Genomic DNA, 23,717 nt, shown 5'->3' with positions numbered 1-23,717 from the left:
CAGGTATTGGCTGAGCAACGCATCGGCCAGAACACGGAAGTCACCTTGCACTTTGCATTGCGCCTGGAGAACGGCGACACGGTCGACAGCACTTTCGACAAAGCCCCTGCGACTTTCAAGGTCGGCGACGGCAACCTGCTGCCGGGCTTCGAGGCGGCGCTGTTCGGCTTCAAGGCCGGCGACAAGCGTACCCTGACCGTCGAGCCGGAAAACGCCTTCGGCCAGCCGAACCCGCAAAATGTACAGATCATCCCGCGTTCGCAGTTTGCGGACATGGAGCTGTCGTCGGGTCTGCTGGTGATCTTCAACGATGCGGCCAATACTGAGCTGCCGGGTGTGGTGAAAGAGTTCGACGATGCGCAAGTGACCGTTGACTTCAATCACCCGCTAGCTGGCAAGACGCTGACCTTTGACGTGGAAATCTTCTCCGTCAAAGCGCTGTAATTGCTGTTCTGCAGGAGCCGGCTGACCGGCTCCTGTAATGATCCAATCTTTCGCGCGCAAGACACGAGGCACCGCATGCAAATCAAACTCGCCAACCCCCGTGGCTTCTGCGCCGGCGTGGACCGGGCGATCGAAATCGTCAACCGCGCCCTGGAAGTCTTCGGGCCGCCGATCTATGTGCGTCACGAAGTGGTGCACAACAAGTTCGTGGTTGAAGACCTGCGCAGTCGTGGCGCAATCTTCGTCGAAGAGCTCGATCAGGTACCGGACGACGTGATCGTGATCTTCAGTGCCCACGGCGTTTCGCAAGCCGTGCGCACCGAAGCCGCCGGCCGTGGCCTGAAAGTGTTCGACGCCACCTGCCCGCTGGTGACGAAGGTGCACATCGAAGTCGCGAAATACAGCCGCGACGGCCGTGAATGCATCCTGATCGGCCACGCCGGTCACCCGGAAGTCGAAGGCACCATGGGCCAGTACGACGCCAGTAATGGCGGCGCGATCTACCTCGTCGAAGACGAGAAGGATGTCGCCGAGTTGCAGGTGCACAACCCTGAAAAACTCGCCTTCGTCACCCAGACCACACTGTCGATGGATGACACCAGCCGTGTCATCGATGCGCTGCGTACGCGTTTCCCGGCCATCGGTGGCCCGCGCAAGGACGATATCTGCTACGCCACGCAGAATCGTCAGGACGCGGTCAAACAACTTGCCGACGAATGCGACGTGGTGTTGGTGGTGGGCAGCCCGAACAGCTCCAACTCCAACCGCTTGCGTGAGCTGGCCGAGCGCATGGCCACCCCGGCTTACCTGATCGATGGCGCCGAAGACCTGCAAAAAAGCTGGTTCGACGGTGTCGAGCGTATCGGCATCACCGCCGGCGCCTCCGCTCCGGAAGTGCTGGTGCGTGGCGTGATCCAGCAGTTGCAGGCCTGGGGTGCCACCGGCGCCGACGAACTGGCCGGGCGTGAGGAGAACATCACGTTCTCGATGCCTAAAGAGCTGCGCGTCCGTTCGATCTGATCGCTTTATCCTTTCGGCACAACGCCTGTTCAGCCTTTTGGCTGGCCAGGCGTACGCGACCGGTCGCCGCCAGCACCACCTGAAGCTGGCTGACCGGTTCACGAGCCGAACATAGATGTATCGTCCCCGCCTGAAACTTGCGGTCCGGCACCAGTGGCTGGCCCAGGCTGCTGAAGCGTATGTAACGGCTCACCAGCCAGTTGCCGACAATCGGTATCTTTCCGTCACTCGCCTGCTCGGTCAGCAATGGATTACCCGCATCCGCCGGCCCCTTCCCATTGAGATCCAGGATGATCCGCCAGCCCTGACCCCAGTCACCGTTGATGCCATGAATCACCACACTCTGGTTGCGCGTGATGGCCATGCTCCGGGCATTACGAATCCCGTCGAGCAAAGAGTGCGCGGCCTGCTGCCGCCGGTTTGATTCGGTGAAGTCCGCCAGCGCCGGACTGACCAGCGACAGAACAATTGCGCCGATCGCCAGTCCCATAAGCAGTTCGACCAGACTGAAACCCTGTTGCGGCATGTGCGCCTCCTCCCTGGATTGTGCACGGCGGCGCAATCCGTGCGCCGCACGCGGTAAATCAACCGGCGCATGCCGGTCGAATGTTCTAGGTTTGTACAGGTATAGCCGACGGCAACGGAGGGCATCGATGGATCATCGTACAAAAGGTTTCACGCTGATCGAGCTGTTGGTGGCGGTCGCGGTGTTTGTGATCCTGATCACGATGGCGGTGCCGGCATTCACCCGTTCGGTGCAGGGCAGCAAGGCCGACACCGAGGTCGGCGACCTGCAACGGGCCCTCAACTACGCCAGGCTCGAGGCGATCAACCGGGGCGTCACCACTCGCTTGCGGCCGAGCGCCGGCGGCAGTGTCTGGACCGGCGAGTTGTCGGTCTACGACAGTACTGGCACTCCGGCCAATGTATTGCGGGTTGTTCCAGCGATGAGCAGCGGCGCGACTCTGACGCTACCCTCTGGAGTGACCGCGCTGGATTTCAATAATCTGGGCGGGCTGGCGGCGCCATCCACGGCGGTGGTGATCAGTTACACGCTGGGCACGCAAAGCAGGACGCTGAACGTGTGTCTGAACGGACGAATTCAATTGGGTGGAAGTTGCGGATGAGGGCAGGGAGCAAGTACGCACAGGAGGGCATGACGCTGATCGAAGTGCTGGTCGCGTTGTTGATTCTGACGGTCGGGTTGCTGGGCGCGGCGGCGGTTCAGCTCAATGCGCTGAAGTACACCGACAGCTCGCGCATGACCAGCCAGGCGAGTTTTATCGCTTACGACATGATGGACCGGATTCGCGCCAACTCGGGCGCCGACTACACCGTCACACCGCCGACCACGGGCAACCTGAGTGTCGCCCGGGATCAGGACCTCTACGACTTCACCACCAACATCGTCAATTTCGGTGGCCCGACCGCCACCGGCAGCATCACCCTCAATCAACGCGTGTACACCATCACCATCACCTGGAGTGACGCGCGCGCCGCCAATACGACCGGTGCAACCCGCAGTTTTGTCCTGACGAGTCGCGCCGCGGTCGATCCGGTGGCCACACCATGAAGCGCCAAAACCTGGGTTTCGGCCTGATCGAAATGCTGGTCGCTCTGGCGCTGGGGCTGATCGTGGTGCTCGGCGTGGTGCAGATCTTCCTGGCGGCGAAGAACACTTATGTCAGTCAGAACAGTGCGGCCGCCATGCAGGAGGACGCGCGGTTCGTGTTGAGCAAGATGATCCAGGAACTGCGCATGGTGGGCATGTTCGGCTGCCTGGTCACGATTACCGATTCCAGCTCGGCGGGAGATTTCACAGCGGCCCAGATCACGCCGATCAGCTGGGACAACGCCAATCTAAAACTGACCCTGGTCACCGCCGATGTCGGCAGCGCGGGCGGGACGCCGACCTGGACCGTGGTCTCCGATTGCCGCAACAGCGCCACGGCTTATACCGGTGCGCGGGTGGCGGCGACAGGACAGATCGCGTTTCCGATCCGTCGGCTGGTCTACAGCTTCAGCAATAACCAGATTCTGATGGGCACCGGCAGCGGCAACCCCGCCCAGCAGGTGCTGGTGAACAATGTCAGTGCGTTCACCGTGATGTTTGGTCTGGCGAGTTCCGCGACCGATGTTGCGGCGTCCACCTACAGCGCCAACCCCGGTGATCCGGCGCGGATTCGCAGCGTACGCCTGAGCCTGACCCTCACTGATCCGAATAATCGGGTCCGCAATCAAACCTTCAACGTGGTTGCCGCCTTGCGCAACCGCTTGCAGTGAGGGGCGAGCGATGAACGTTTCTCTCCATCGGCGACGGTCCCAGGGCGGCATGGTGTTGCTGGTCAGCCTGGTATTTCTGCTGCTCCTGACGCTGATCGGCCTGTCATCGATGCAAAGCGCCAACCTGCAGGAAAAAATGGCCGGCAGCGTGAGTTTGCGCAATCAATCGTTCCAGACTGCCGAGGCCGCGCTGCGCATCGGCGAAAGTGCGGTGCAACTGGATGGCTACGCGCTGGCGGTGTGCGCCAGCCCTACCCAATGCGCGCCGCCGGCGGAGTCCTCGGTGGTCAGCGCGGCCGGGTTCAATTCCACGTCGGGGGTCACCTGGATCGCCGCCGGCAGCGGGTTCTACGGGGTGCAGAATATCGGTACGACCCTGACGGCGGTGAACGTACCGAGCAACACCTCGGCGACGTTGTACCGGGTCACGGCCATCGGCATCGCCGGCACTTCGCGCAGTGTGGTGGAGAGTGTCTATGCGAAGTACTGAGCGCCGCTTCAAATGGTTGTCGCTGCTGCTCGGCGTGTTGACCGGGCTCTATCTGGCGGCACCGGCGTATGCTTTCACGCCGTCCGATTCGCCACTGTTAAGCGCGGCCGCCGTGCCACCGAACGTGATGTTGATGATCGACGACTCGGGCAGCATGAACAGCATCATCTATGCAGCAGGGTTCGATCCGACCGTGGATCGCACGCCGGCCCGCCAGTGCAACGCGGTCATCGGCCTGTGCCTGAGCTCAACTGCCATTACCGGCGATACGATCTTTCTCTCGAGCCTGCCAACCTCCGGCTGCTCCGGCGGTGCCTATGCGTTCTACAACAACAGCCTGACGCCGCTCTGCCTGAAGCTGCCGGATCCGGTGGGCAGCGGCAACACTCGCTATTCGGCGGATTACATTTCCTATGTGGTGAGTCTGGCGATCAACAACGGCACACGCGACTTCACCACCGGGGCAATTCCCAACGATTACCGGATCAACGTAGCGCGCAACGTTTCCACCGCACTGGTCACCAGCAACCGCAACCTGCGCATGGGCCTGGCCACCTTCAATCCGGCCACCAGCAACAACCCTGGCAACGGCGGTTTCATTGCCCGCTCCATCAGCGACCTGTCACCGGTCAGCGGCAGCGTGACCCAGGCCCAGGCCGACACCAACTACAACGCACTGATTTCCTCGATCAACGGACTGAGCGCGGTGGCCAACACTCCATTGGCCGAAACCTACTACGAGATCACCCGCTATATGCGCGGGATGGCGCCGTACTACAACACCACGCCGAGCACTTACACCAGCCCGATCCAGTATCGCTGCCAGAAAAACTACGGCGTGGTCATCACCGACGGTTTGCCGACCTACGACCGCACCTTTCCGAGCAACGACCCGCTGGGCGGCAGCCGCCTGCCGAACTGGGACGGCATCAACAATGACGGGAACAACCTCAACGGGGACGGGGAGGGCGATACGCTGTACCTGGACGATATCGCCAAGTTCGCCTTCGACATCGACATGCGTTCCACCGGCACCGATGCAGCGGGCAAGAGCTGGAACGCGGTGGATTTCCCCAGGCAGAACATGAACACCTACACCGTGGGTTTCACCGCTTCCAACGACATGCTCTCGGATGCCGCCGATTACGGACAGGGCCGCTACTACCAGGCGACCGACAGCGCCGGCCTGAATGCCGCGCTGTCTTCGGCGTTGAGCGACATCACCTCCAAGGCCGGTTCCGGCGGCAGCGGCGTGGCCAGTGGTACCACGCTGGCGAGCGGCACCAGTTATTTCCAGACCAGTTATGACCCCAAGGACTGGCGCGGCACGATCAAGTCCTTTGGGTTCAACTCGGCCGGGGCGGTCAATACTTCGGCGGTGCTGTGGACCACCGATACGGCCATCGTGCCCGGAGCCACTGCGCCGACCTACCAGTCGTGGAACTCCCTGAACAACGCGGCGGTGACGCTGGCTTACGGCAACTTCTCCCCGGCCCAGCAGACCGTTCTCAGCCAGGGTTTGCCCACCGGCATCAGCGGCATCGATCTGGTCGAGTGGAGCAAGGGCACCAACAAGGCCGGGCTCAAAGTGCGCAGCGTATTGCTCGGGGACATCATCAACTCGCCGCTGGTGCTGGCCTCGCCCACGGAAAAAACCGCCTCCGATCTGGCCGGTGACACCACCTACAGCACCTACCTGACCACCAAGGCTTCGAACATGAATGCCAGCCTGGTGGTGAACGCCAACGACGGTTTTGTCAGCGTCATCAACTCGGCCAACGGTACCCGGCGCTATGCCTACATGCCGTCCAGCGTATTGCCCTCGCTGCGCCTGATTGCCGATCCGAACTACGTCAACGGCGTCAGCCACAAGTTTCTGGTGGATGGTCAGATCGGTGTATTCGATGCGCAATTCGGTACGGCGTGGAAAACTCTGGCCATCGGCGGTACGGGTGCCGGCGGCAAGACGTTTTACGGGCTTCAGCTGTTCGACGCCTCGGCGGGCAACGTCATCCGTGCCTTGTGGGAAGTCAGCGCGCCGACAACCGCCAATACTTCCAACGCTTTCAATGATCTGGGTTACGCCTATGCCCGCCCGGAGGTGGCACGCTTGGCCGATGGTCGCTGGGCGGCATTCATTGCCAACGGTTACGGCAGCAACTCCGGGGTGGCGGCGCTATATGTGCTGGATGTGCGTGACGGCTCGCTGATCAAGAAAATCGTCATCGACAGTACGGAAACCACCAACGGTTTGTCCTCGGTGAAGCTGCGGGTCAATTCGCAGAACGTGGTACAGGCCGCATATGGCGGTGACTTGAAGGGGCGGTTGTGGAAATTCGACCTGAGCGCCACGTCCTCCGACAGCTGGGGCGTAGCGTTTTCCGGCAAGCCGTTGTTCACCACGGCCGGCGGGGCGACTCAGCCGATCACCGCGCAACCGTTGCTGGCGGACAACGCTCTGGGCGGTAAGCAGATTTTCGTCGGCACCGGTAAATTCAACGAAACCGCCGACAAGACCAACAAGGATTTGCAGGCGTTCTATTCGGTGTGGGACGCCGATGGCGGGTCGGGTCAGATCACGGTCAGCAGTTTGCAGGCGCAGGCGATTACCGGGGTGTTCTCCGGCAGTAACGGGCAGTTCGCCACCACCAGCCAGAACGACACGACCTATCCGGCGGAGAAGGGCTGGTATCTGCCGCTGGTGTACAACAACGCCTTGACTGGCGAACGGGTGATCAATCAGGCCAGTCTGGTGCTGGGACGAATCGTGTTCACCACGGCCAGTGTCGATACCACCGACCCGTGTTCCAGTTTCGGTACCGGCAAACTGATCGAACTCGATGCGTTCAGCGGTAAGATGCTCAACTACGCGGTGCTCGACACCAATGCCGATGGCGTGGTCGACAGCAACGACACGATTTCCAGCGGCGTGGTGTTCACCGGCGGTATCCCGACCCTGAACGCCATCGTCAACGGTGCATCACGCAAGGTCGTGAACGATTCCAGTGGCGGTATCACCACCCTGGTGGAAAAATCCGGCGGCGGCAGCCGTCGTATCATGTGGCGGCAAATTCAGTAAGCGAGAGTTCGAGGCATGCGCAGATCCAACCGAGGTTTCACCCTGATCGAAATCATGATCGTGATTGCGATCATCGGTATCGTCATCACCATCGGCTATCCGAGCCTCACCGAATACGTGAAGAAGGGCCGCCGTGCCGACGTAGTCAGCAATTTGTCGGAACAGGCACAGATCCTCGAACGCTTCTATTCGAAGAACAACGTCTACACCGGTGTCACCGGGTTGAGCACCGGCAACGATTTCTACACCATCACGCCGACGATCACCGATCAGACCTTCCTGCTGACCGCGACCCGCAAGACCGGCACGGCCATGGCCACTGACAAGTGCGGGGATTTCACCCTCACCAACACCGGTGTCAGAAGCATGAACAACGCGACCACCGGGCTGACCACCAAGGATTGCTGGGGCCGCTGAGCCGCTTTATTTCGGGCGCCATTTGCGCCCACTGTCTTTTTTACGGTTGGATCAAACATGACCAGGCAACAGCAAGTGGTGATTGTCGGTGGCGGGGTGATTGGCCTGCTTACGGCGTACAACCTCGCCTCCGAGGTCGGCAGCGTGGTGCTGCTGGATCGTTCGAACGTCGGCCAGGAATCGTCCTGGGCCGGCGGCGGTATCGTCTCTCCACTGTACCCGTGGCGCTACAGCCCGGCCGTCACCGCGCTGGCGCACTGGTCCCAGGATTTTTATCCACAGCTGGGCGAGCGTCTGTCTGCCGATACCGGGGTCGATCCCGAAGTACACACCACCGGCCTGTACTGGCTGGATCTGGATGACGAAGCCGAAGCGCTGGCGTGGGCCGCGCGGGAGAACCGTCCGTTGCGGGCTGTGGATATCTCCGCGGCGCATGATGCGGTGCCGGTGCTCGGTGGTGGTTTTTCCCGGGCGATCTACATGGCCGATGTGGCCAACGTGCGCAATCCGCGGCTGGTGAAGTCTTTGAAAGCGGCGTTGCAGGCGCTGCCGAACGTGACGATCCATGAGCAGTGTGAAGTCAGCGGGTTTGTCCGTGATGGCGAGCGGGTGGTGGGCGTGCAGACCTCCACTGGTGTGATCACCGGTGATCAGGTCGTTCTCACCGCAGGTGCGTGGAGCGGCGAACTGCTCAAGACCCTGGACCTGTCGCTGCCGGTGGAACCGGTCAAGGGCCAGATGATTCTCTACAAGTGCGCGGCGGATTTCCTGCCGAGCATGGTGCTGGCCAAGGGGCGCTACGCGATTCCGCGCCGTGACGGGCACATTCTGATCGGCAGTACGCTGGAACACGAAGGCTTCGACAAGACCCCGACGGACAACGCACTGGAAAGCCTCAAGGCCTCGGCAGTCGAGTTGCTGCCGGCGCTGGCCGATGCCGAAGTGGTGGGGCACTGGGCCGGGCTGCGACCGGGTTCGCCCGAGGGCATCCCTTACATTGGCCGGGTTCCGGGGTTTGACGGTCTGTGGCTGAACTGCGGGCATTACCGCAATGGGCTGGTGCTGGCGCCGGCGTCCTGTCAGTTGTTTGCCGATGTGATGCTGGGGCGCGCGCCGATCATTGATCCGGCGCCATATGCACCGGCCGGACGGATCTAGTCAGTTTTTCTTTCGGTGACTGACAAATCGCTTTCGCGGGCAAGCCCGCGAAAGAGGCGTTAATCCAGACCCAGTTTCTTCAGCCTGTAGCGCATCGAGCGAAACGAAAGACTCAACCGCTGCGCTGCCGCCGTGCGATTCCAGCGGGTTTCTTCCAGCGCCTGCAAAATCAGTTTGCGCTCGACGCTTTCCAGATAGTCTTCCAGGTTGTCGATCTGCGTGAGATCGGCAATGCCGCCTTCAGCAGTGCCGTTTCCTTCACTCAGACGTAAATCCTCTGCCTCGATCGTGCGGTTTTCACACAGGGTGTGCGCCCGCTCGAGCACGTTCTCCAGCTCCCGCACGTTGCCCGGGAAGCGGTAGTTTTTCAGTGCCTCGAGGGCATGGGGATGAAGGCGTGCCGCCGGTTGCCCGGTGCCATTGGCCAGGCGTTTGAGCATGTGGCCGGCCAGTGCTTCGATGTCCTCACGACGTTCGCGCAGGGACGGCACACGCAGTTCGATCACGTTCAACCGGTAATACAGATCCTGACGAAAGCGCTCGGCAGCCACTTCCGCGTCGAGGTCCTTGTGCGTCGCGCAGAGGATGCGCACATCGACCACGGTTTCCTGTTGCCCGCCGACGCTGCGCACGGCTTTTTCCTGGATCGCCCGCAGCAGCTTGACCTGCATCGGCAGCGGCAGATCCGCCACTTCATCGAGAAACAGCGTGCCGCCATGGGCCGCCTGAAACAGCCCCGGCTTATCCTCCACCGCGCCGCTGAAACTGCCTTTGCGGTGGCCGAAGAACTCGCTCTCCATCAACTCCGAAGGAATCGCCCCGCAGTTCACCGGCACGAACGGCTGGCTGGCGCGCGGGCCCTGCTCATGAATCAATCGGGCCACCAGCTCCTTGCCACTGCCGGACTCGCCGCTGATGTAGACCGGCGCCTGGCTGCGGGCCAGTTTGTCGATCTGCTTGCGCAGGTTGCGCATCGGCGGTGAATCGCCGAGCAGCCGCCGGTCGATCGAAGTGCAGACATTGCCCGGCGCCGGCATGCGCAACGCCGAGCCGACCAGCTCGCGCAGGCGTGTCAGGTCCACCGGTTTGGTCAGGAAGTCGAAAGCCCCGGCCTTGAGGGCGTTGATTGCTGTTTCCAGGCTGCCGTACGCGGTGATCATCGCCACCGGCAGTTGTGGATAACGTTGCTGAATGTGCTGCACCAGTTCCAGGCCGGTGCCGTCGGGCAGGCGCATGTCGGTCAGGCACAGATCGAAGCTCTCGCGGCGCAGCAGCGCCTGGGCTTCATTGAGATTGCGTGCGCTGAAGGTGTCGAGTTTCATCCGTCCCAGGGTGATTTCCAGGAGTTCGCGGATATCCGGCTCGTCGTCGACGATGAGGATTTTTTGCCGTGGGCTCGTGTTCAACTTTGTTTCCGTCCGTGAGCAAAGGTGATGCGAAAGCAGCCGCCGCCTTGGCGTGATTTGAAGTCTAGGCGCGCTTGATTGCTTTCGCACAGCTCACGGGACAGATAAAGCCCAAGGCCGGTGCCCTGGCTGCTGGTGGTAAAGAACGGTTCGAACAGGTGAGCCTGCTGATCGAGCGGCACGCCGGGGCCGTTGTCTTGCACTTCGAGCACGGCCAGCGTGCTCTCGGGGTCGATGAACAGCGTCAGCCAGACCTCGGCCGGATCGTGCAAAAGGGCGCTGTGGCGCCAGCCGTTGCGTAACAGATTGTCGAGAATCTGTGTGAGCTGGCCCGGATCCATCAGGGTGCGAAAATCCCCCGGGCCGATGTGCAGATGAATGTGCTGGCGCTCGCCGGCCTGTTCGCGGCTCTCGTCGACGAACTGCTCCAGCCACGGTTTGAGATCCAGCCGTTGCGGTGCGCTCTGCTGGCGGCGGGACAGTTGCAGGACGTTTTCGATGACTCGGTTCATGCGCTGGGAGTGGTCTTGAATGATCTGCGTCAGACGCCGATCCGCGCCGTCGAGTTCCTCGGATTCCTGCAACAGCTGCGCGGCATGACTGATGGCCCCCAGCGGATTGCGGATTTCATGGGCGATACCGGCGGTCAGCCGGCCCAGCGCGGCCAGTTTCAATTGCTGGGCCTGCTGGGCGATCTGGGCGAGGTCTTCGAGAAACACCAGGGTCTGGCGGTTCGGACTCTGTTCCAGGGCGATGAAGCTCGGCTGCAGCTCCAGGCCATTGCCGGCGATTTTCAGGCTTTGCGGGCGCAGGGTCGGGTTGTTCAGCCACAGTTGCAGGCGTTCGACCAATGCGCTCGAGTGCTCGTCGATCAGGTCGCCTTCAAGGTGCGTTTGTCCCAGCAAGGTCCTCGCGCTGTGGTTGGCCAGTTGCACCCGGCGCTGTTCGTCGAGAACCAGAATGCCGGTGCGCATGCGTTGCAGGATCAGCGCGTTGAGGGCTTCGAGCCCCACCACTTCGCTGGCGCGCAGCTCGGCCAGGTTCTCACTGACTTCGAGACGGCGCATCAATCCCTGCACCAGCAGCGAGGCGGCGAAGCACAAGGCGCCGAGGGTGCCGGCCTGCAGATAGTCGTTGGCGCTCAGGGGATGGCTGAAACTCAGCAGAAAGCTGAGCCCGACGATGCCGAGGGTGGCGATGGCGGCGATCAGCAAGCCGATACGTCGTCGCAGCAAGGTGTTGCTGATGGCCACCGAAACGATCAGCAAGTTGCCAATCGCACTGGCCACACCGCCCGCTGCGTAGAACACGCCGCACAGCAGCAGAATGTCGACCAGTGCCAGAGCGAACAACTGGGCCGGGCGGCGGATATTTTCGAGGAATACTACCAGCAGGATGTTCAGCACCAGGTACAACCAGCTGCCATTGCGCAGCAACTCGTCGTTGGCCGAGGTCAGCAGGCGGTTGTCCATGTTGCTGGAGATCAGCAACACCAGGGTGATGCCGACACTTAAACGGTACAGATGATAGAGACGCAGCAGTCGCTGGGCCTGTTTGCTGTCGGCGTTGTCAGCCTCAGCGATCACTGGAACCGGGGCCTTGCTCAAGGTGAGCCTGGCTGCAATACCACTGTTGTTGAAGGTTCAGCGCGCGGTCGCGGGGCAGGTGCACGCCGCAATGGGCGCAGCGCACCATCGGCGCGGCATCCTGTTCGCGAGGCGATCGGGTGGACGAGGCGGGGGCCTTGAATTTGCGCCACAACCACACAGCAGCGGCGATCAAGGCAATCCAGAACAGTAAACGAAGCATGATGGGCGGCTTTTCGGCTAATGATTCGGCAGTTTAGCCAAGGACCCGACAGGCGCACAGCCCAATCACACGCCGCAATAAAAAGGGAGATCCGAAGATCTCCCTTTTTGGCATCACCGCAGTGATCAGTCGAACAGACCGAAGGTCATGTAGCTGAAGATGGAACGGTCGCTGTCGCTCGACTCCGGTTCCGGCTCTTCGATCACGTCGCCGTTTTCGTCTTTCGGCTTGAGCTCGTTCGGGATCGCGTCTTTCGCGTCCTGGAACTGCTTCTGCACGTCCTGGTTGGCGCGGGTCTCTCCCGGTGGCAGCGGTGGACGGGATTCGATCAGACCCAGGGTGGCCTTGCTCAGGAACGAACGGTTGTCGGCTTCGGCAACGCGAGGCACGAACTGACCGTCCTGCAGGCTCGGGTGGTTCGGGTAGTTGAGCTTCAGGGTTTCCAGACTGGTGGCCGCCAGTTCGTCCAGATGCAGGCGCTGGTAGGCTTCGGTCATCACCGCCAGGCCGTCACCGACCGATGGGGTTTCCTGGAAGTTTTCCACTACATAACGACCACGGTTGGCAGCGGCGACATAGGCCTGACGGGTCAGGTAGTAGTCGGCCACGTGGATTTCGTACGCGGCCAGCAGGTTGCGCAGGTAGATCATGCGCTGCTTGGCGTCCGGCGCGTAGCGGCTGTTCGGGTAGCGGCTGGTCAGTTGGGCGAACTCATTGTAGGAGTCGCGGGCGGCACCCGGGTCACGCTTGGTCATGTCCAGCGGCAGGAAGCGCGCCAGCAGGCCGACGTCCTGGTCGAACGAGGTCAGGCCCTTGAGGTAGTAGGCGTAATCGACGTTCGGGTGCTGCGGATGCAGACGAATGAAACGCTCGGCAGCGGATTTTGCAGCTTCCGGCTCGGCGTTCTTGTAGTTGGCATAGATCAGTTCCAGCTGCGCCTGATCGGCATAGCGACCGAACGGATAACGCGACTCCAGAGCCTTCAGCTTGGCTGTGGCGCTGGTGTAGCTGTTGTTGTCCAGGTCCTGTTGAGCCTGCTGGTACAGCTCGGCTTCACTCAGGTTTTCGTCTACGACTTCCTTCGATGAGCAAGCAGCGGTCAATGCGAGGATGGCGATCAGCAGCAGGTGTTTCACTTGCATGGCGGCTTGCGTCCCTATGACGGCCGCTGTCTTGGGCGGGGCCGTCCTGTTATGATGAGCGCCCCGTTGAAAAGCCCCGGGGCAAAAGACGCCGTATTTAACCACAAGCGCGCAGCCGAAACCAAAGGCTGTAGCCGACGCCCAGTCCGAGCATGTCCGATAAAATTGAACTTCGCGCAGAGGTGCCGTCCGAATTGGGCGGCCAACGCCTCGATCAAGTCGCCGCCCAACTCTTCGCCGAGCACTCGCGCTCGCGCCTTTCCGCCTGGATCAAAGAAGGTCGCCTGACTGTGGACGGGGCGGTCATCCGCCCGCGCGACATCGTTCATGGCGGTGCCATTCTTGAGCTCACTGCCGAGCAGGAGGCCCAGGGTGAATGGGTCGCTCAGGACATCGAACTCGACATCGTCTATGAAGACGACGACATTCTGGTGATCAACAAGCCTGCGGGCCTGGTGGTGCACCCGGCTGCCGGTCACGCTGATGGCACCTTGCTCAACGCCTTGCTGCACCACGTGCCGGACATCATCAATGTCCCGCGCGCCGGTATCGTGCATCGTCTGGACAAGGACACCACCGGTCTGATGGTGGTGGCCAAGACCATTCAGGCGCAGACCAAACTGGTCGCGCAGCTGCAAAGCCGCAGCGTCAGCCGGATCTACGAGTGCATCGTGATCGGCGTGGTGACCGCCGGCGGCAAGATCAACGCCCCGATCGGCCGCCACGGCCAGCAGCGTCAGCGCATGGCGGTGATGGAAGGCGGCAAGCCGGCCGTCAGCCACTACCGCGTGCTGGAGCGCTTCCGTTCCCACACCCACGTACGGGTGAAGCTGGAAACCGGTCGTACCCACCAGATTCGCGTGCACATGGCGCACATCAACTTCCCGTTGGTCGGCGACCCGGCGTACGGCGGTCGTTTCCGCATTCCGCCGGCCGCGAGCCAGACCATGGTCGAATCCCTCAAGCACTTCCCGCGTCAGGCCCTGCACGCGCGGTTCCTTGAGCTGGATCACCCGACCACCGGTGAGCGCATGAGCTGGGAATCGCCGCTGCCGGAAGATCTGGTGTGGCTGCTGACCCTGCTCAAGCAGGATCGCGAGGCATTCGTCGGATGAACTGGCTGACGCCGGACTGGCCCGCGCCGGCCAGCGTCAAGGCCTGTGTCACCACCCGCGAGGGCGGCGTCAGCGAGGCGCCGTTCGACAGCCTCAACCTGGGCGATCATGTCGATGACCGCCCGGAGGCCGTCGCCGAAAACCGTCGGCGCCTGACCGAACACTTCTCTATAAAGCCTGCCTGGTTGCAGCAAGTGCACGGGATTGCCGTGGCGCATGCGGATCCGTCCGTGGTGGCCACGGCGGATGCCAGCTGGACGGCGACACCCGGTATCGCTTGTGCGGCGATGACTGCCGATTGCCTGCCGGCGCTGTTCTGCGACCGTGCCGGTACTCGCGTGGCGGCGGCTCATGCCGGTTGGCGTGGATTGGCAGCCGGCGTGCTGGAAGCCACCCTCGACAGTCTGGATGTGCCTGCCGAAGACGTTCTGGTCTGGCTCGGTCCGGCCATCGGCCCGCAAGCCTTTGAAGTCGGTCCCGAAGTCCGGGAAGTCTTCATCAATCAATTGCCCGAAGCCGAGACAGCCTTTGTCCCGAGCCACAACGCCGGCAAGTTCATGGCTGACATCTATAAGCTGGCGCGGCTGCGTCTGGCAGTCCGCGGTGTCACCGCTGTTTATGGTGGCGGTTTCTGTACAGTGACCGATCCGCGCTTCTTTTCCTATCGCCGTGCGCCTCGCACTGGTCGCTTCGCCTCTTTAGTCTGGCTTACCCGCTAAACTCTCTGATCTGCATCAACTCCCTGACGCTTGAATCTTCCAGAATCGACCGCATCTATAGCGGTATCTGGCAGGTTTCTTTATTCAGGATGGTTTTTTAGGTCCGGCCTGCTCAAAAGGAAGGTGACCCATGCGTATAGACCGTTTAACCAGCAAATTGCAGTTGGCGTTGTCCGATGCCCAATCTTTGGCCGTCGGCCACGATCATCCAGCCATCGAGCCGGCGCATCTGATGCAAGCCATGCTTGAACAACAGGGTGGTTCGATCAAACCCCTGTTGATGCAGGTGGGCTTCGACGTCAACAGCTTGCGTAAAGAGCTGACCAAAGAGCTCGATCAATTACCGAAAATCCAGAACCCGACCGGCGACGTCAACATGTCGCAGGATCTGGCGCGTCTGCTCAATCAGGCCGACCGTCTGGCCCAGCAGAAGGGCGACCAGTTCATTTCCAGCGAGCTGGTGCTGCTCGCCGCGATGGACGAGAACAGCAAGCTCGGCAAGTTGCTGCTCGGCCAAGGCGTGAGCAAGAAAGCGCTGGAGAATGCGATCAACAACCTGCGCGGTGGCGAGGCGGTCAATGACGCCAACCACGAAGAGTCGCGTCAGGCACTGGATAAGTACACCGTCGACCTGACCAAGCGCGCCGAAGAAGGCAAGCTTGACCCGGTGATCGGCCGTGACGATGAAATCCGTCGCACCATTCAGGTCTTGCAACGCCGCACCAAGAACAACCCGGTGCTGATCGGCGAACCTGGCGTGGGTAAAACCGCGATTGCCGAAGGGCTGGCCCAGCGCATCATCAACGGCGAAGTGCCGGATGGCCTGCGTGGCAAACGCCTGCTGTCTCTCGATATGGGCGCGCTGATTGCCGGCGCCAAGTATCGCGGCGAGTTCGAAGAGCGCCTGAAAGCGCTGCTCAACGAGCTGTCGAAGCAGGAAGGGCAGATCATTCTGTTCATCGACGAACTGCACACCATGGTCGGCGCCGGCAAGGGCGAAGGCTCGATGGACGCCGGCAACATGCTTAAACCGGCCCTGGCCCGTGGTGAGCTGCATTGCGTCGGCGCGACCACGCTCAACGAGTACCGCCAATATATAGAGAAGGACGCGGCCCTCGAGCGGCGCTTCCAGAAAGTGCTGGTGGACGAGCCGAGCGAAGAAGACACCATCGCGATCCTGCGTGGCCTCAAGGAGCGTTACGAGGTTCACCACAAGGTGGCGATCACCGACGGCGCGATCATCGCGGCAGCCAAGCTCAGCCATCGTTACATCACTGACCGACAGCTGCCGGACAAGGCGATCGATCTGATCGACGAGGCGGCCAGCCGCATCCGCATGGAGATCGACTCCAAGCCGGAAGTGCTGGATCGTCTTGAGCGGCGACTGATTCAACTGAAAGTAGAATCCCAAGCGCTGAAGAAAGAAAGCGACGACGCGGCGAAGAAACGTCTGGAGAAACTCCAGGAAGAAATCGATCGCCACGAGCGTGAGTACTCCGATCTGGAAGAAATCTGGAACTCGGAAAAAGCCGAGGTGCAGGGCTCTGCGCAGATTCAGCAGAAGATCGAACAGTCCCGTCAGGAGCTGGAAGCCGCGCGCCGTAAAGGCGATCTGAACCGCATGGCCGAGTTGCAGTACGGGGTGATCCCGGATCTGGAACGCAGCCTGCAAATGGTCGACCAGCATGGCAAAAGCGAAAACCAGTTGCTGCGCAGCAAGGTGACCGAAGAGGAAATCGCCGAAGTCGTTTCGAAGTGGACCGGTATTCCGGTGTCGAAAATGCTCGAAGGCGAGCGCGACAAGCTGATGAAGATGGAAAGCCTGTTGCATCAACGCGTGATCGGCCAGGACGAAGCGGTGGTTGCAGTGGCCAACGCGGTGCGGCGTTCCCGTGCCGGGTTGTCCGACCCGAATCGCCCGAGCGGCTCGTTCATGTTCCTCGGCCCGACCGGGGTCGGTAAAACCGAGCTGTGCAAGGCGCTGGCCGAGTTCCTCTTCGACACTGAAGAGGCGATGGTGCGGATCGACATGTCCGAGTTCATGGAGAAACATTCCGTGGCGCGGCTGATTGGTGCACCACCGGGCTACGTCGGCTATGAAGAGGGCGGTTACCTGACCGAAGCGGTACGGCGCAAGCCTTACTCGGTGATCCTGCTGGACGAAGTCGAGAAGGCGCACCCGGACGTGTTCAACATCCTGCTGCAAGTGCTGGAGGATGGCCGTCTGACCGACAGTCATGGCCGCACGGTGGACTTCCGCAATACCGTGATCGTCATGACCTCCAACCTCGGTTCGATGCAGATCCAGGAACTGGTCGGTGATCGTGAAGCACAACGGGCAGCGGTGTTGGATGCGATTTCCACCCACTTCCGTCCGGAGTTCATCAACCGGGTCGACGAAGTGGTGATCTTCGAGCCATTGGCGCGGGATCAGATCGCGGGCATCACCGAGATCCAGCTGGGCCGTCTGCGCAGCCGTCTGGCCGAGCGCGAGCTGAAGCTGGAACTGAGCCCGGAAGCGATGGACAAGCTGATTGCCGTCGGCTACGACCCGGTCTATGGCGCACGGCCGCTGAAGCGGGCTATCCAGCGCTGGATCGAGAACCCGCTGGCACAGTTGATCCTGTCGGGGCGTTTCCTGCCAGGCGAGACCGCGACCGGCGTCGTGGAGAACGACGAGATCACGTTCAACTGACGCCCGACGGTGGTGTCGTCATCAAGGCCTCGCAATGCGAGGCCTTTTTTTTCGCCAGGCTGTTGAACTCAAAGGAAAAGGCTTGTAAAGTGCGCCCCGCAGTCAGTCACCAACACGGTTTCAGCTCACTGGGCAGAAATCTGAAATAAGTTGCAAATCATTAACTTGAAAGCAATTTAGGGGGTTGACAGAGGTGTTCTAGGTTGTAGAATAGCGCGCCTCAGACACACGAACGCAGCGATGCGAAAACGATGTCGAGAAGCTGCAAGTTTCACCGTAGTAAATTGAAATGTGTAGTTCCGTGATAGCTCAGTCGGTAGAGCAAATGACTGTTAATCATTGGGTCCCAGGTTCGAGTCCTGGTCACGGAGCCAATTTCAAACCGGGGTATAGCGCAGTCCGGTAGCGCGCCTGCTTTGGGAGCAGGATGTCAGGAGTTCGAATCCCCTTACCCCGACCATTTTTGGGTCGTTAGCTCAGTTGGTAGAGCAGTTGGCTTTTAACCAATTGGTCGTAGGTTCGAATCCCACACGACCCACCATTTTTGAAACCAGGTAACACTGGGATCGAATCTTAAGATCAGAGGCCAAAAGCGCTGATCGAAGAAGGCGATCTTTGAAAGGTCGCCTTTTTTTTACCGGGGTATAGCGCAGTCCGGTAGCGCGCCTGCTTTGGGAGCAGGATGTCGGGAGTTCGAATCCCCCTACCCCGACCATATTAAAAATCCTCGTATCGAAAGATACGGGGATTTTTTTTGCCCTCCGGAAATGTTTCATTCAAGTCGTCATACAACTTGCCGATAGCCCGCTAACGAAAGGGGCCTGCCGCATCAAACGCCCCTGAACTCTGCCAATACAAGAAAAAGGGCGTTCGTCATGTTGCTTCGTCAGTTGAATATTGCTCCCCGCGCCGCTCTTGGCTTTGCCCTGATCGCGTTACTGGTGGCGTTGCTCGGGGTGTTCGCGCTGGGGCAGATGTCGAGCATCCGCGACAGTGAAGTGGCAGTGGAGACCCAGTGGCTGCCGAGCATTCGCGGCGGCGACGAGATCCGCGAAATCATGCTGCGCATCCGCACCATCTCCTTGCGCATGGCGCTGGACCAGGATCCAGCCAACATCGCCACGTACCGCAGCCAGATGGACACCCGGGACAAAGAGTTGAGCGAGAAAATCGCCGCTTACGACCGGCTGGTGACTACCCCGGAAGGGCAGCAGTTGTACGATCAGTTCAAAAAGACCTTTGCTGCCTACCGCACCGGCATCGCCCAGTCGTTCACCCTCGCCGAGCAGGGCAAGCGCGACGAGCTGACCAAGCTGCTGCTGGTGGACATGAAAACCGTGGTCGACGGCTCCGGCAAACAACTCAACGACCTGGCCGATTTGTTCGCTCGCCAGGTCGCCGCCGAAAGCCAGAACTCTGCGGCCCACTACGAAACCTCGCGCACCATCGTGACCCTGTTTATCGCTCTGGCGGCGCTGGCCACCGTGGCTCTGGCCATGTTGCTCACCCGCAGCATCGTCCGCCCCCTGAGCGCCGCTGTCGACGCTGCTGAGCACGTCGCCAGAGGCGATCTGACCCGCCCGATCGAAACTCACGGCAACGATGAGGTCAGCCGGTTGCTCAAGGCGTTGGCAACCATGCAGCAGAACCTGCGCGAAACCCTGCAGGGCATCAGCGGCTCGGCCACGCAACTGGCGACCGCTTCCGACGAACTGAGCGCGGTCACCCATGACAGCACGCAGGGCCTGCAACAACAGAACAACGAAATCGAACAGGCCGCCACCGCCGTCAATGAGATGACTACGGCGGTTGAGGAAGTCGCCCGCAATGCGGTGTCGACGTCCGACGCCACCCGCCAGTCCAGCGAATCGGCGCAGTTGGGCCAGGAACGGGTCAGCGAAACTGCCGACGCCATCAACGCCCTGGCCAGCGAAGTCGAGCACACCGGCGAACTGGTGCAATCGCTGGCCAATCAGTCACAAGACATCGGCAAGGTGCTGGACGTCATTCGAGCGATCGCCGAGCAGACCAACCTGCTGGCGCTCAACGCCGCCATCGAAGCAGCGCGAGCCGGGGAGAGCGGACGCGGGTTTGCGGTGGTTGCCGATGAGGTTCGCGCGCTGGCTTATCGCACTCAGCAATCGACCCAGGAAATCGAGCAAATGGTGCAGGGCATGCGCAACGGTTCGAGCCTGGCGCTGGAGTCGATGCAGGCCAGTGCCTCGCGCGCCGCTACCACGCTGCTGCTGGCCGAGCGAGCCGGTGAAGCGTTGCAGACGATCACGGCGTCGGTACACGAAATCCACGAGCGCAACCTGGTGATCGCCAGCGCCGCCGAAGAACAGGCGCAAGTGGCGCGGGAAGTGGACCGCAATCTGGTGAACATACGCGATCTGTCGGTGCGTTCGGCGGCCGGTGCCGATCAAACCAACGCGTCGAGCCATGAACTGTCGCAACTGGCCAACGCCCTGCAAGGCATGGTGCGACGCTTCCAGCTGTAATCGTGCAGGCGTGAAAAAGCCGCGCTTCTCGTCAGAGAAAGCGCGGCTTTGCTTTATCGGGCAGGCTGAGAAATCAGGCACCGTCCTGGTCTTTCAGGTGTTCGAACAGGCCTTTGGGCATTTTCTTGCCGTTGGCTTCGAAGTTGGCTTTGACGTTGTTGTACGCCTCTTGCTCGTCGATGAAACCGTCGTGGTTGGTGTCGATCTTGTCGAAGTCGGACTTCGGCGCGACCTTCAGGAACTCGGCGCGTGAGACCTTGCCGTCGCCATCGGTGTCGGTCTTGGCCATCGACGCATCGCCGCATTTGCCTTCACCGCATTTGCCTTCCGGGGTTTTCACCGAGGTCTCGGCCGAAGCGACCATGTAGCCCTGGGCCAGCGGTTGCGCGGCAAACACCGAGCCGGACAGCATCAGGCCGCCGGCCAGTACGGCACCGACCAGGCCAAGGGAGTTTTTGCCGATTTTCGCAGTACGGGACATTGCATTCTCCTTCGGTTGCACAGCGCAACCACACGTTAAGGGCGATCAAGCCGGAGCAGGTGTGCTCGGGTGTGGCCATTAAGCGGTGGCGGTGTATCGCGTCTGTGTCCGGGAGCGGGGCGTTTGTAAGCGAAGGTGGGGAAAGCGGGGGGCAGATACAGTAGAAAACAAAACACCGTGAGGGCGAGCCCGCCCCCACGGTGTTTTACATCAGTGCAGCTTCAGGCGTGGCTCGGTGCCGCGTCCGATCTTGCTGCCGAGCATCAGCATCGCCGTGCGGAACGGCCCGTACAGCGCCATCTGGTGCATGCGGTACAGCGACACGTAGAACATCCGCGCCAGCCAGCCCTCGAGCATCACGCTGCCGGTCAGGTTGCCCATCAGGTTACCCACCGCCGAGAAGCGCGACAGCGAAATCAGCGAGCCGTAGTCGGTGTACTTGTACTCCGGCAGGGGCTTGCCTTCGATGCGCAGCTTCAGCGATTTGGCCAGCAACGACGCCTGTTGGTGCGCAGCCTGGGCCCGTGGTGGAACGTTGCGATCGGAGCCCGGTTGCGGGCACGCGGCGCAGTCACCGAAGGCGAAGATGTTTTCGTCGCGGGTGGTCTGCAGCGTCGGCAGCACTTGCAGCTGATTGATGCGGTTGGTTTCCAGGCCATCGATGTCCTTGAGGAAACCCGGTGCGCGGATCCCGGCAGCCCAGACTTTCAGGCTCGCCTTGATCTCGTTGCCATCGGCGGTGATCAGGCTGTCAGCGGTGACCTGGCTGACCGAGGCGTTGGTCATCACGTTGACCCCGAGTTTCTCCAGGGTCTTGTGCACCGGCCCGCTGATGCGCTCCGGCAGGGCTGGCAGTACCCGTGGCCCGGCTTCGATCAGGGTGATGTGCATGTTCTCCGGTTTGATCCGATCAAGACCGTAGGCGGCCAGTTCATGGGCGGCGTTGTGTAGTTCTGCCGCCAGTTCGACGCCCGTGGCGCCCGCACCGACAATGGCCACGCTAATCTGCTGGATCGCATCGGTCTGCCCGGCGTGGGCGCGCAGATAGTGATTGAGCAGTTGCTGGTGAAAACGCTCGGCCTGCTTGCGGGTGTCGAGGAACAGGCAGTGCTGCGCGGCGCCCTGGGTGCCGAAATCGTTGGTGGTGCTGCCGACCGTGATCACCAGCGAGTCATAGGGCACTTCCCGCGCCGGGACCAGTTCAACGCCGTTTTCGTCGTAGGTGGCGGCCAGCTGGATCTTCTTCTGCTCACGATCGAGCCCGCTCATGCGCCCCAGCTGGAACTCGAAGTGGTTCCATTTGGCCTGGGCGACATAGTTGAGTTCGTCTTCGGAAGAGTTCAGCGATCCGGCGGCCACTTCGTGCAGCAGCGGTTTCCAGATGTGCGTGAGGTTCGCGTCGACCAGCATGATGCTGGCGGTGCCGCGTTTGCCCAGAGTCTTACCCAGACGGGTAGCCAACTCCAGACCGCCGGCGCCGCCGCCGACAATGACAATACGATGGGACATAGGGATAGCTCGCAAGGTTTTTAAAGGAAATCGGTACGGCTACCCGAGCGAGCGCGATGCAGCTCATAGCGTCAGGTAACTGATAAATCGGCTCAACAGGCCCAGACCAATGGTCACTGCCAGCACCAGCACCAGGAGCATCCACGGCCGGAATGGCCGGCGCTCGACACGGTGTTGGGACAACTGCAGGTACTCTTCGACATGCTTCTGGTCTTCGGGGTTCAGGCGGCTGGTCATAAAGGCCTCGTCAGGTAGACGTTACTGAATGAGAACACGCTACAGCGGTTTTCAACCGGGATTGAACGCAGCATAGCCACTGTCCGGGACCGGTTCGACAGACACACTGTCCCCGAGGCGAATGATCCCGCTTTGTAACACTCGCGCAGTGATTCCGCCATGCCCGCGCACGGCCTGGAACGTGCCCGGGCCGAGGTTGTTCTGCAGGCGCGCGCACGGCTGACACCAGCCCGTGGTTTCGAAAATCGCCTGACCAATGCGAAAGCGCCGCCCCTTGAGGCTGAACAGGTTGATCCCGCTGATAACGAGATTGCGCCGCAGATCTTCAGGCCTGACCGGATGCTCGTGGGGACGGCCCATCAATGCACTGATCACGGCCAGGTGTTCGAACTGAATCAGCGTGACCTGTCGGGCGTTACGTACTCCGGGGCGGGCATGATCCCCGGTCAATCCCGCTTCAAGGCGTGCTTCTACGGCGTCGAGCTCGAGCATCGGCCCACGAGATTCAGGACGCACGCCAATCCAGCGTACGCGGCCGCTCTGCGGGACCTCGGCGATCAATTGTTGAAGCGGCGTCACAGGCTGATCCCTACATCGAACACGATGCTGCGCCCCAGATTGCCGCGCAGAAAATCCGGGGCATCGGGATGGGCGAACAGCACCCGGGCGAACGTAGGTCCGACCAGCGACAGCGAACGCCAGCCCTGGCGCAGGTATTCGGTGGGCGGCGGAAAGTGGCTGTTGAGGTCGAGCACTTCGCGCTTGAGGCTGGCGAAGGCAATGATGTCCAGCTCGCCGAGATCCATGCCGCGTTCCTTGTAGTTGTGCGCTTTCTTGCGCAAGGTCGGCGCCAGTCTCAGCAGAAATTCATTGGCCGGAATCCGCCGCGGCTTGGCTTCACGGCGCACCAGTTGGCTGAGGGAAAACGCACTGCGCCGACGTTGCAGCTCATCGCGCCATTCGTCGTTCAGCCGACGACCTTCATCGAGGACGAAAAACACCTCGAAATTGGCGTCGCGAAACAGCACGTCCGGCGGCTCACCGGCCGGGGCGAATTCGTCGGCGCGATAAGGAATGTTCAAGCCTTGCAGCAGGCGCTGGCAGACCCAACGCTCACGCTCCCATTTGCGGGCATTGGACAGGAACGCGTTGGCTTGCTCGGCCGCAATGGTCAGCAGGCGTAAGTAATCTGAGTCATCCATAGGCCCAAGC

General features: G+C 61.3%; 23 protein-coding genes and 4 tRNA genes. 17 read left to right on the top strand and 10 right to left on the bottom strand.

Going from position 1 to position 23,717, the window contains the following annotated elements:
• Positions 1 to 6 precede the first annotated feature (6 nt).
• Together fkpB and ispH are read left to right on the top strand one after the other, a co-directional pair.
• The gene (gene fkpB / locus ACEN93_RS12500; RefSeq protein WP_170844943.1) at positions 7 to 444 is read left to right on the top strand and encodes an FKBP-type peptidyl-prolyl cis-trans isomerase; all 438 of its coding nucleotides are present in this window, start codon (positions 7 to 9) and stop codon (positions 442 to 444) included.
• A 75-nt stretch (positions 445 to 519) separates the two neighbouring features.
• Positions 520 to 1,464, top strand: coding sequence for a 4-hydroxy-3-methylbut-2-enyl diphosphate reductase (ispH, locus tag ACEN93_RS12495; protein ID WP_038361699.1), 945 nt, complete (start codon positions 520 to 522; stop codon positions 1,462 to 1,464).
• Here ispH and ACEN93_RS12490 read toward each other — a convergent pair.
• A complete protein-coding gene (locus ACEN93_RS12490) occupies positions 1,436 to 1,990 on the bottom strand; it encodes a GspH/FimT family pseudopilin (protein ID WP_495611467.1) in 555 nt (184 codons plus the stop codon). The genes ispH and ACEN93_RS12490 overlap by 29 nt on opposite strands.
• A gap of 127 nt (positions 1,991 to 2,117) precedes the next feature.
• On the opposite strand from ACEN93_RS12490, the gene ACEN93_RS12485 reads away from it, so the two are divergent.
• Genes ACEN93_RS12485 through thiO form a run of 7 tightly spaced genes read left to right on the top strand, consistent with a single transcriptional unit; the run spans position 2,118 to position 8,891 of the window.
• Positions 2,118 to 2,591, top strand: coding sequence for a GspH/FimT family pseudopilin (locus ACEN93_RS12485; protein ID WP_064599521.1), 474 nt, complete (start codon positions 2,118 to 2,120; stop codon positions 2,589 to 2,591).
• Entirely contained in the window at positions 2,588 to 3,037 is a 450-nt protein-coding gene (pilV, locus tag ACEN93_RS12480) for a type IV pilus modification protein PilV (RefSeq protein ID WP_074691484.1), read from the top strand. The genes ACEN93_RS12485 and pilV overlap by 4 nt, the downstream gene beginning before the upstream one ends.
• On the top strand, positions 3,034 to 3,747 hold the full coding sequence (locus tag ACEN93_RS12475) for a PilW family protein (protein WP_495611466.1): 714 nt from the start codon (positions 3,034 to 3,036) through the stop codon (positions 3,745 to 3,747). The genes pilV and ACEN93_RS12475 overlap by 4 nt, the downstream gene beginning before the upstream one ends.
• 10 nt (positions 3,748 to 3,757) lie before the next feature.
• A complete protein-coding gene (locus ACEN93_RS12470) occupies positions 3,758 to 4,237 on the top strand; it encodes a pilus assembly PilX family protein (protein WP_074691482.1) in 480 nt (159 codons plus the stop codon).
• Positions 4,224 to 7,316 carry a pilus assembly protein gene (locus ACEN93_RS12465; RefSeq protein ID WP_495611465.1) on the top strand — a complete coding sequence of 1,031 codons (3,093 nt, stop codon included), beginning with the start codon at positions 4,224 to 4,226 and terminating at the stop codon, positions 7,314 to 7,316. The genes ACEN93_RS12470 and ACEN93_RS12465 overlap by 14 nt, the downstream gene beginning before the upstream one ends.
• Positions 7,317 to 7,331: 15 nt before the next feature.
• Positions 7,332 to 7,733 carry a type IV pilin protein gene (locus tag ACEN93_RS12460; protein WP_039771691.1) on the top strand — a complete coding sequence of 134 codons (402 nt, stop codon included), beginning with the start codon at positions 7,332 to 7,334 and terminating at the stop codon, positions 7,731 to 7,733.
• A gap of 57 nt (positions 7,734 to 7,790) precedes the next feature.
• Positions 7,791 to 8,891, top strand: a complete 1,101-nt coding sequence (thiO, locus tag ACEN93_RS12455) for a glycine oxidase ThiO (protein WP_495611464.1) — start codon at positions 7,791 to 7,793, stop codon at positions 8,889 to 8,891.
• Between the two features lie 59 nt (positions 8,892 to 8,950).
• Here thiO and ACEN93_RS12450 read toward each other — a convergent pair whose 3' ends face one another.
• The 4 genes from ACEN93_RS12450 to ACEN93_RS12435 all read right to left on the bottom strand — a co-directional run bounded on the left by ACEN93_RS12450 (position 8,951) and on the right by ACEN93_RS12435 (position 13,248).
• Positions 8,951 to 10,297, bottom strand: a complete 1,347-nt coding sequence (locus ACEN93_RS12450) for a sigma-54-dependent transcriptional regulator (RefSeq protein WP_414882774.1) — start codon at positions 10,295 to 10,297, stop codon at positions 8,951 to 8,953.
• A complete protein-coding gene (locus ACEN93_RS12445; protein WP_495611555.1) occupies positions 10,294 to 11,883 on the bottom strand; it encodes a sensor histidine kinase in 1,590 nt (529 codons plus the stop codon). Before ACEN93_RS12445 ends, ACEN93_RS12450 begins: the two co-directional genes overlap by 4 nt.
• Positions 11,873 to 12,106, bottom strand: coding sequence for a PP0621 family protein (locus tag ACEN93_RS12440; protein WP_039771683.1), 234 nt, complete (start codon positions 12,104 to 12,106; stop codon positions 11,873 to 11,875). The genes ACEN93_RS12445 and ACEN93_RS12440 overlap by 11 nt, the downstream gene beginning before the upstream one ends.
• A 125-nt stretch (positions 12,107 to 12,231) precedes the next feature.
• Positions 12,232 to 13,248 (bottom strand): outer membrane protein assembly factor BamD, encoded by a 1,017-nt coding sequence (locus tag ACEN93_RS12435; protein WP_007959566.1) that lies wholly within the window; start codon positions 13,246 to 13,248, stop codon positions 12,232 to 12,234.
• A gap of 152 nt (positions 13,249 to 13,400) precedes the next feature.
• Here ACEN93_RS12435 and rluD point away from each other — a divergent pair, with 152 nt between their 5' ends.
• The 8 genes from rluD to ACEN93_RS12395 all read left to right on the top strand — a co-directional run bounded on the left by rluD (position 13,401) and on the right by ACEN93_RS12395 (position 20,278).
• On the top strand, positions 13,401 to 14,363 hold the full coding sequence (gene rluD, locus ACEN93_RS12430; protein WP_011335991.1) for a 23S rRNA pseudouridine(1911/1915/1917) synthase RluD: 963 nt from the start codon (positions 13,401 to 13,403) through the stop codon (positions 14,361 to 14,363).
• The gene (gene pgeF, locus ACEN93_RS12425) at positions 14,360 to 15,082 is read left to right on the top strand and encodes a peptidoglycan editing factor PgeF (RefSeq protein WP_103385452.1); all 723 of its coding nucleotides are present in this window, start codon (positions 14,360 to 14,362) and stop codon (positions 15,080 to 15,082) included. Before rluD ends, pgeF begins: the two co-directional genes overlap by 4 nt.
• A 130-nt stretch (positions 15,083 to 15,212) precedes the next feature.
• Positions 15,213 to 17,777, top strand: coding sequence for an ATP-dependent chaperone ClpB (gene clpB / locus ACEN93_RS12420; RefSeq protein WP_039771676.1), 2,565 nt, complete (start codon positions 15,213 to 15,215; stop codon positions 17,775 to 17,777).
• Between the two features lie 298 nt (positions 17,778 to 18,075).
• A tRNA-Asn gene (locus tag ACEN93_RS12415) sits at positions 18,076 to 18,151 on the top strand.
• Positions 18,152 to 18,160: 9 nt separating this feature from the next.
• A tRNA-Pro gene (locus ACEN93_RS12410) sits at positions 18,161 to 18,237 on the top strand.
• A 5-nt stretch (positions 18,238 to 18,242) separates the two neighbouring features.
• Positions 18,243 to 18,318, top strand: a tRNA-Lys gene (locus ACEN93_RS12405).
• Between the two features lie 97 nt (positions 18,319 to 18,415).
• Positions 18,416 to 18,492 (top strand) — tRNA-Pro (locus ACEN93_RS12400).
• Positions 18,493 to 18,652: 160 nt separating this feature from the next.
• Entirely contained in the window at positions 18,653 to 20,278 is a 1,626-nt protein-coding gene (locus tag ACEN93_RS12395) for a methyl-accepting chemotaxis protein (protein WP_495611463.1), read from the top strand.
• A 73-nt stretch (positions 20,279 to 20,351) separates the two neighbouring features.
• Here ACEN93_RS12395 and ACEN93_RS12390 read toward each other — a convergent pair whose 3' ends face one another.
• From ACEN93_RS12390 to ACEN93_RS12370, 5 genes are all read right to left on the bottom strand, one after another.
• Positions 20,352 to 20,759, bottom strand: coding sequence for an HvfA family oxazolone/thioamide-modified RiPP metallophore (locus ACEN93_RS12390; protein WP_074691474.1), 408 nt, complete (start codon positions 20,757 to 20,759; stop codon positions 20,352 to 20,354).
• Between the two features lie 210 nt (positions 20,760 to 20,969).
• Entirely contained in the window at positions 20,970 to 22,268 is a 1,299-nt protein-coding gene (locus ACEN93_RS12385) for an NAD(P)/FAD-dependent oxidoreductase (protein ID WP_495611462.1), read from the bottom strand.
• Positions 22,269 to 22,331: 63 nt separating this feature from the next.
• Positions 22,332 to 22,505 carry a DUF3094 domain-containing protein gene (locus ACEN93_RS12380; RefSeq protein ID WP_007909875.1) on the bottom strand — a complete coding sequence of 58 codons (174 nt, stop codon included), beginning with the start codon at positions 22,503 to 22,505 and terminating at the stop codon, positions 22,332 to 22,334.
• Positions 22,506 to 22,556: 51 nt separating this feature from the next.
• Positions 22,557 to 23,084 (bottom strand): MOSC domain-containing protein, encoded by a 528-nt coding sequence (locus ACEN93_RS12375; RefSeq protein WP_039771669.1) that lies wholly within the window; start codon positions 23,082 to 23,084, stop codon positions 22,557 to 22,559.
• A complete protein-coding gene (locus ACEN93_RS12370; RefSeq protein ID WP_007959580.1) occupies positions 23,081 to 23,707 on the bottom strand; it encodes a DUF1780 domain-containing protein in 627 nt (208 codons plus the stop codon). Before ACEN93_RS12370 ends, ACEN93_RS12375 begins: the two co-directional genes overlap by 4 nt.
• Positions 23,708 to 23,717: the final 10 nt, after the last annotated feature.

The organism is Pseudomonas sp. Pseusp21 (assembly GCF_059492145.1).
Note: the sequence above shows the minus strand (reverse complement) of the source record. Positions and strands in the feature narration are given on the sequence as shown.

Bases quoted from the DNA above. Each gene is read 5' to 3' on its own strand.
- ispH (WP_038361699.1), top strand. From the start codon at position 520: ATGCAAATCAAACTCGCCAACCCCCGTGGCTTCTGCGCCGGCGTGGAC.
- ACEN93_RS12490 (WP_495611467.1), bottom strand. From the start codon at position 1,990: ATGCCGCAACAGGGTTTCAGTCTGGTCGAACTGCTTATGGGACTGGCG.
- ACEN93_RS12485 (WP_064599521.1), top strand. From the start codon at position 2,118: ATGGATCATCGTACAAAAGGTTTCACGCTGATCGAGCTGTTGGTGGCG.
- pilV (WP_074691484.1), top strand. From the start codon at position 2,588: ATGAGGGCAGGGAGCAAGTACGCACAGGAGGGCATGACGCTGATCGAA.
- ACEN93_RS12475 (WP_495611466.1), top strand. From the start codon at position 3,034: ATGAAGCGCCAAAACCTGGGTTTCGGCCTGATCGAAATGCTGGTCGCT.
- ACEN93_RS12470 (WP_074691482.1), top strand. From the start codon at position 3,758: ATGAACGTTTCTCTCCATCGGCGACGGTCCCAGGGCGGCATGGTGTTG.
- ACEN93_RS12465 (WP_495611465.1), top strand. From the start codon at position 4,224: ATGCGAAGTACTGAGCGCCGCTTCAAATGGTTGTCGCTGCTGCTCGGC.
- ACEN93_RS12460 (WP_039771691.1), top strand. From the start codon at position 7,332: ATGCGCAGATCCAACCGAGGTTTCACCCTGATCGAAATCATGATCGTG.
- thiO (WP_495611464.1), top strand. From the start codon at position 7,791: ATGACCAGGCAACAGCAAGTGGTGATTGTCGGTGGCGGGGTGATTGGC.
- ACEN93_RS12440 (WP_039771683.1), bottom strand. From the start codon at position 12,106: ATGCTTCGTTTACTGTTCTGGATTGCCTTGATCGCCGCTGCTGTGTGG.
- ACEN93_RS12435 (WP_007959566.1), bottom strand. From the start codon at position 13,248: ATGCAAGTGAAACACCTGCTGCTGATCGCCATCCTCGCATTGACCGCT.
- rluD (WP_011335991.1), top strand. From the start codon at position 13,401: ATGTCCGATAAAATTGAACTTCGCGCAGAGGTGCCGTCCGAATTGGGC.
- pgeF (WP_103385452.1), top strand. From the start codon at position 14,360: ATGAACTGGCTGACGCCGGACTGGCCCGCGCCGGCCAGCGTCAAGGCC.
- clpB (WP_039771676.1), top strand. From the start codon at position 15,213: ATGCGTATAGACCGTTTAACCAGCAAATTGCAGTTGGCGTTGTCCGAT.
- ACEN93_RS12395 (WP_495611463.1), top strand. From the start codon at position 18,653: ATGTTGCTTCGTCAGTTGAATATTGCTCCCCGCGCCGCTCTTGGCTTT.
- ACEN93_RS12390 (WP_074691474.1), bottom strand. From the start codon at position 20,759: ATGTCCCGTACTGCGAAAATCGGCAAAAACTCCCTTGGCCTGGTCGGT.
- ACEN93_RS12385 (WP_495611462.1), bottom strand. From the start codon at position 22,268: ATGTCCCATCGTATTGTCATTGTCGGCGGCGGCGCCGGCGGTCTGGAG.
- ACEN93_RS12380 (WP_007909875.1), bottom strand. From the start codon at position 22,505: ATGACCAGCCGCCTGAACCCCGAAGACCAGAAGCATGTCGAAGAGTAC.
- ACEN93_RS12370 (WP_007959580.1), bottom strand. From the start codon at position 23,707: ATGGATGACTCAGATTACTTACGCCTGCTGACCATTGCGGCCGAGCAA.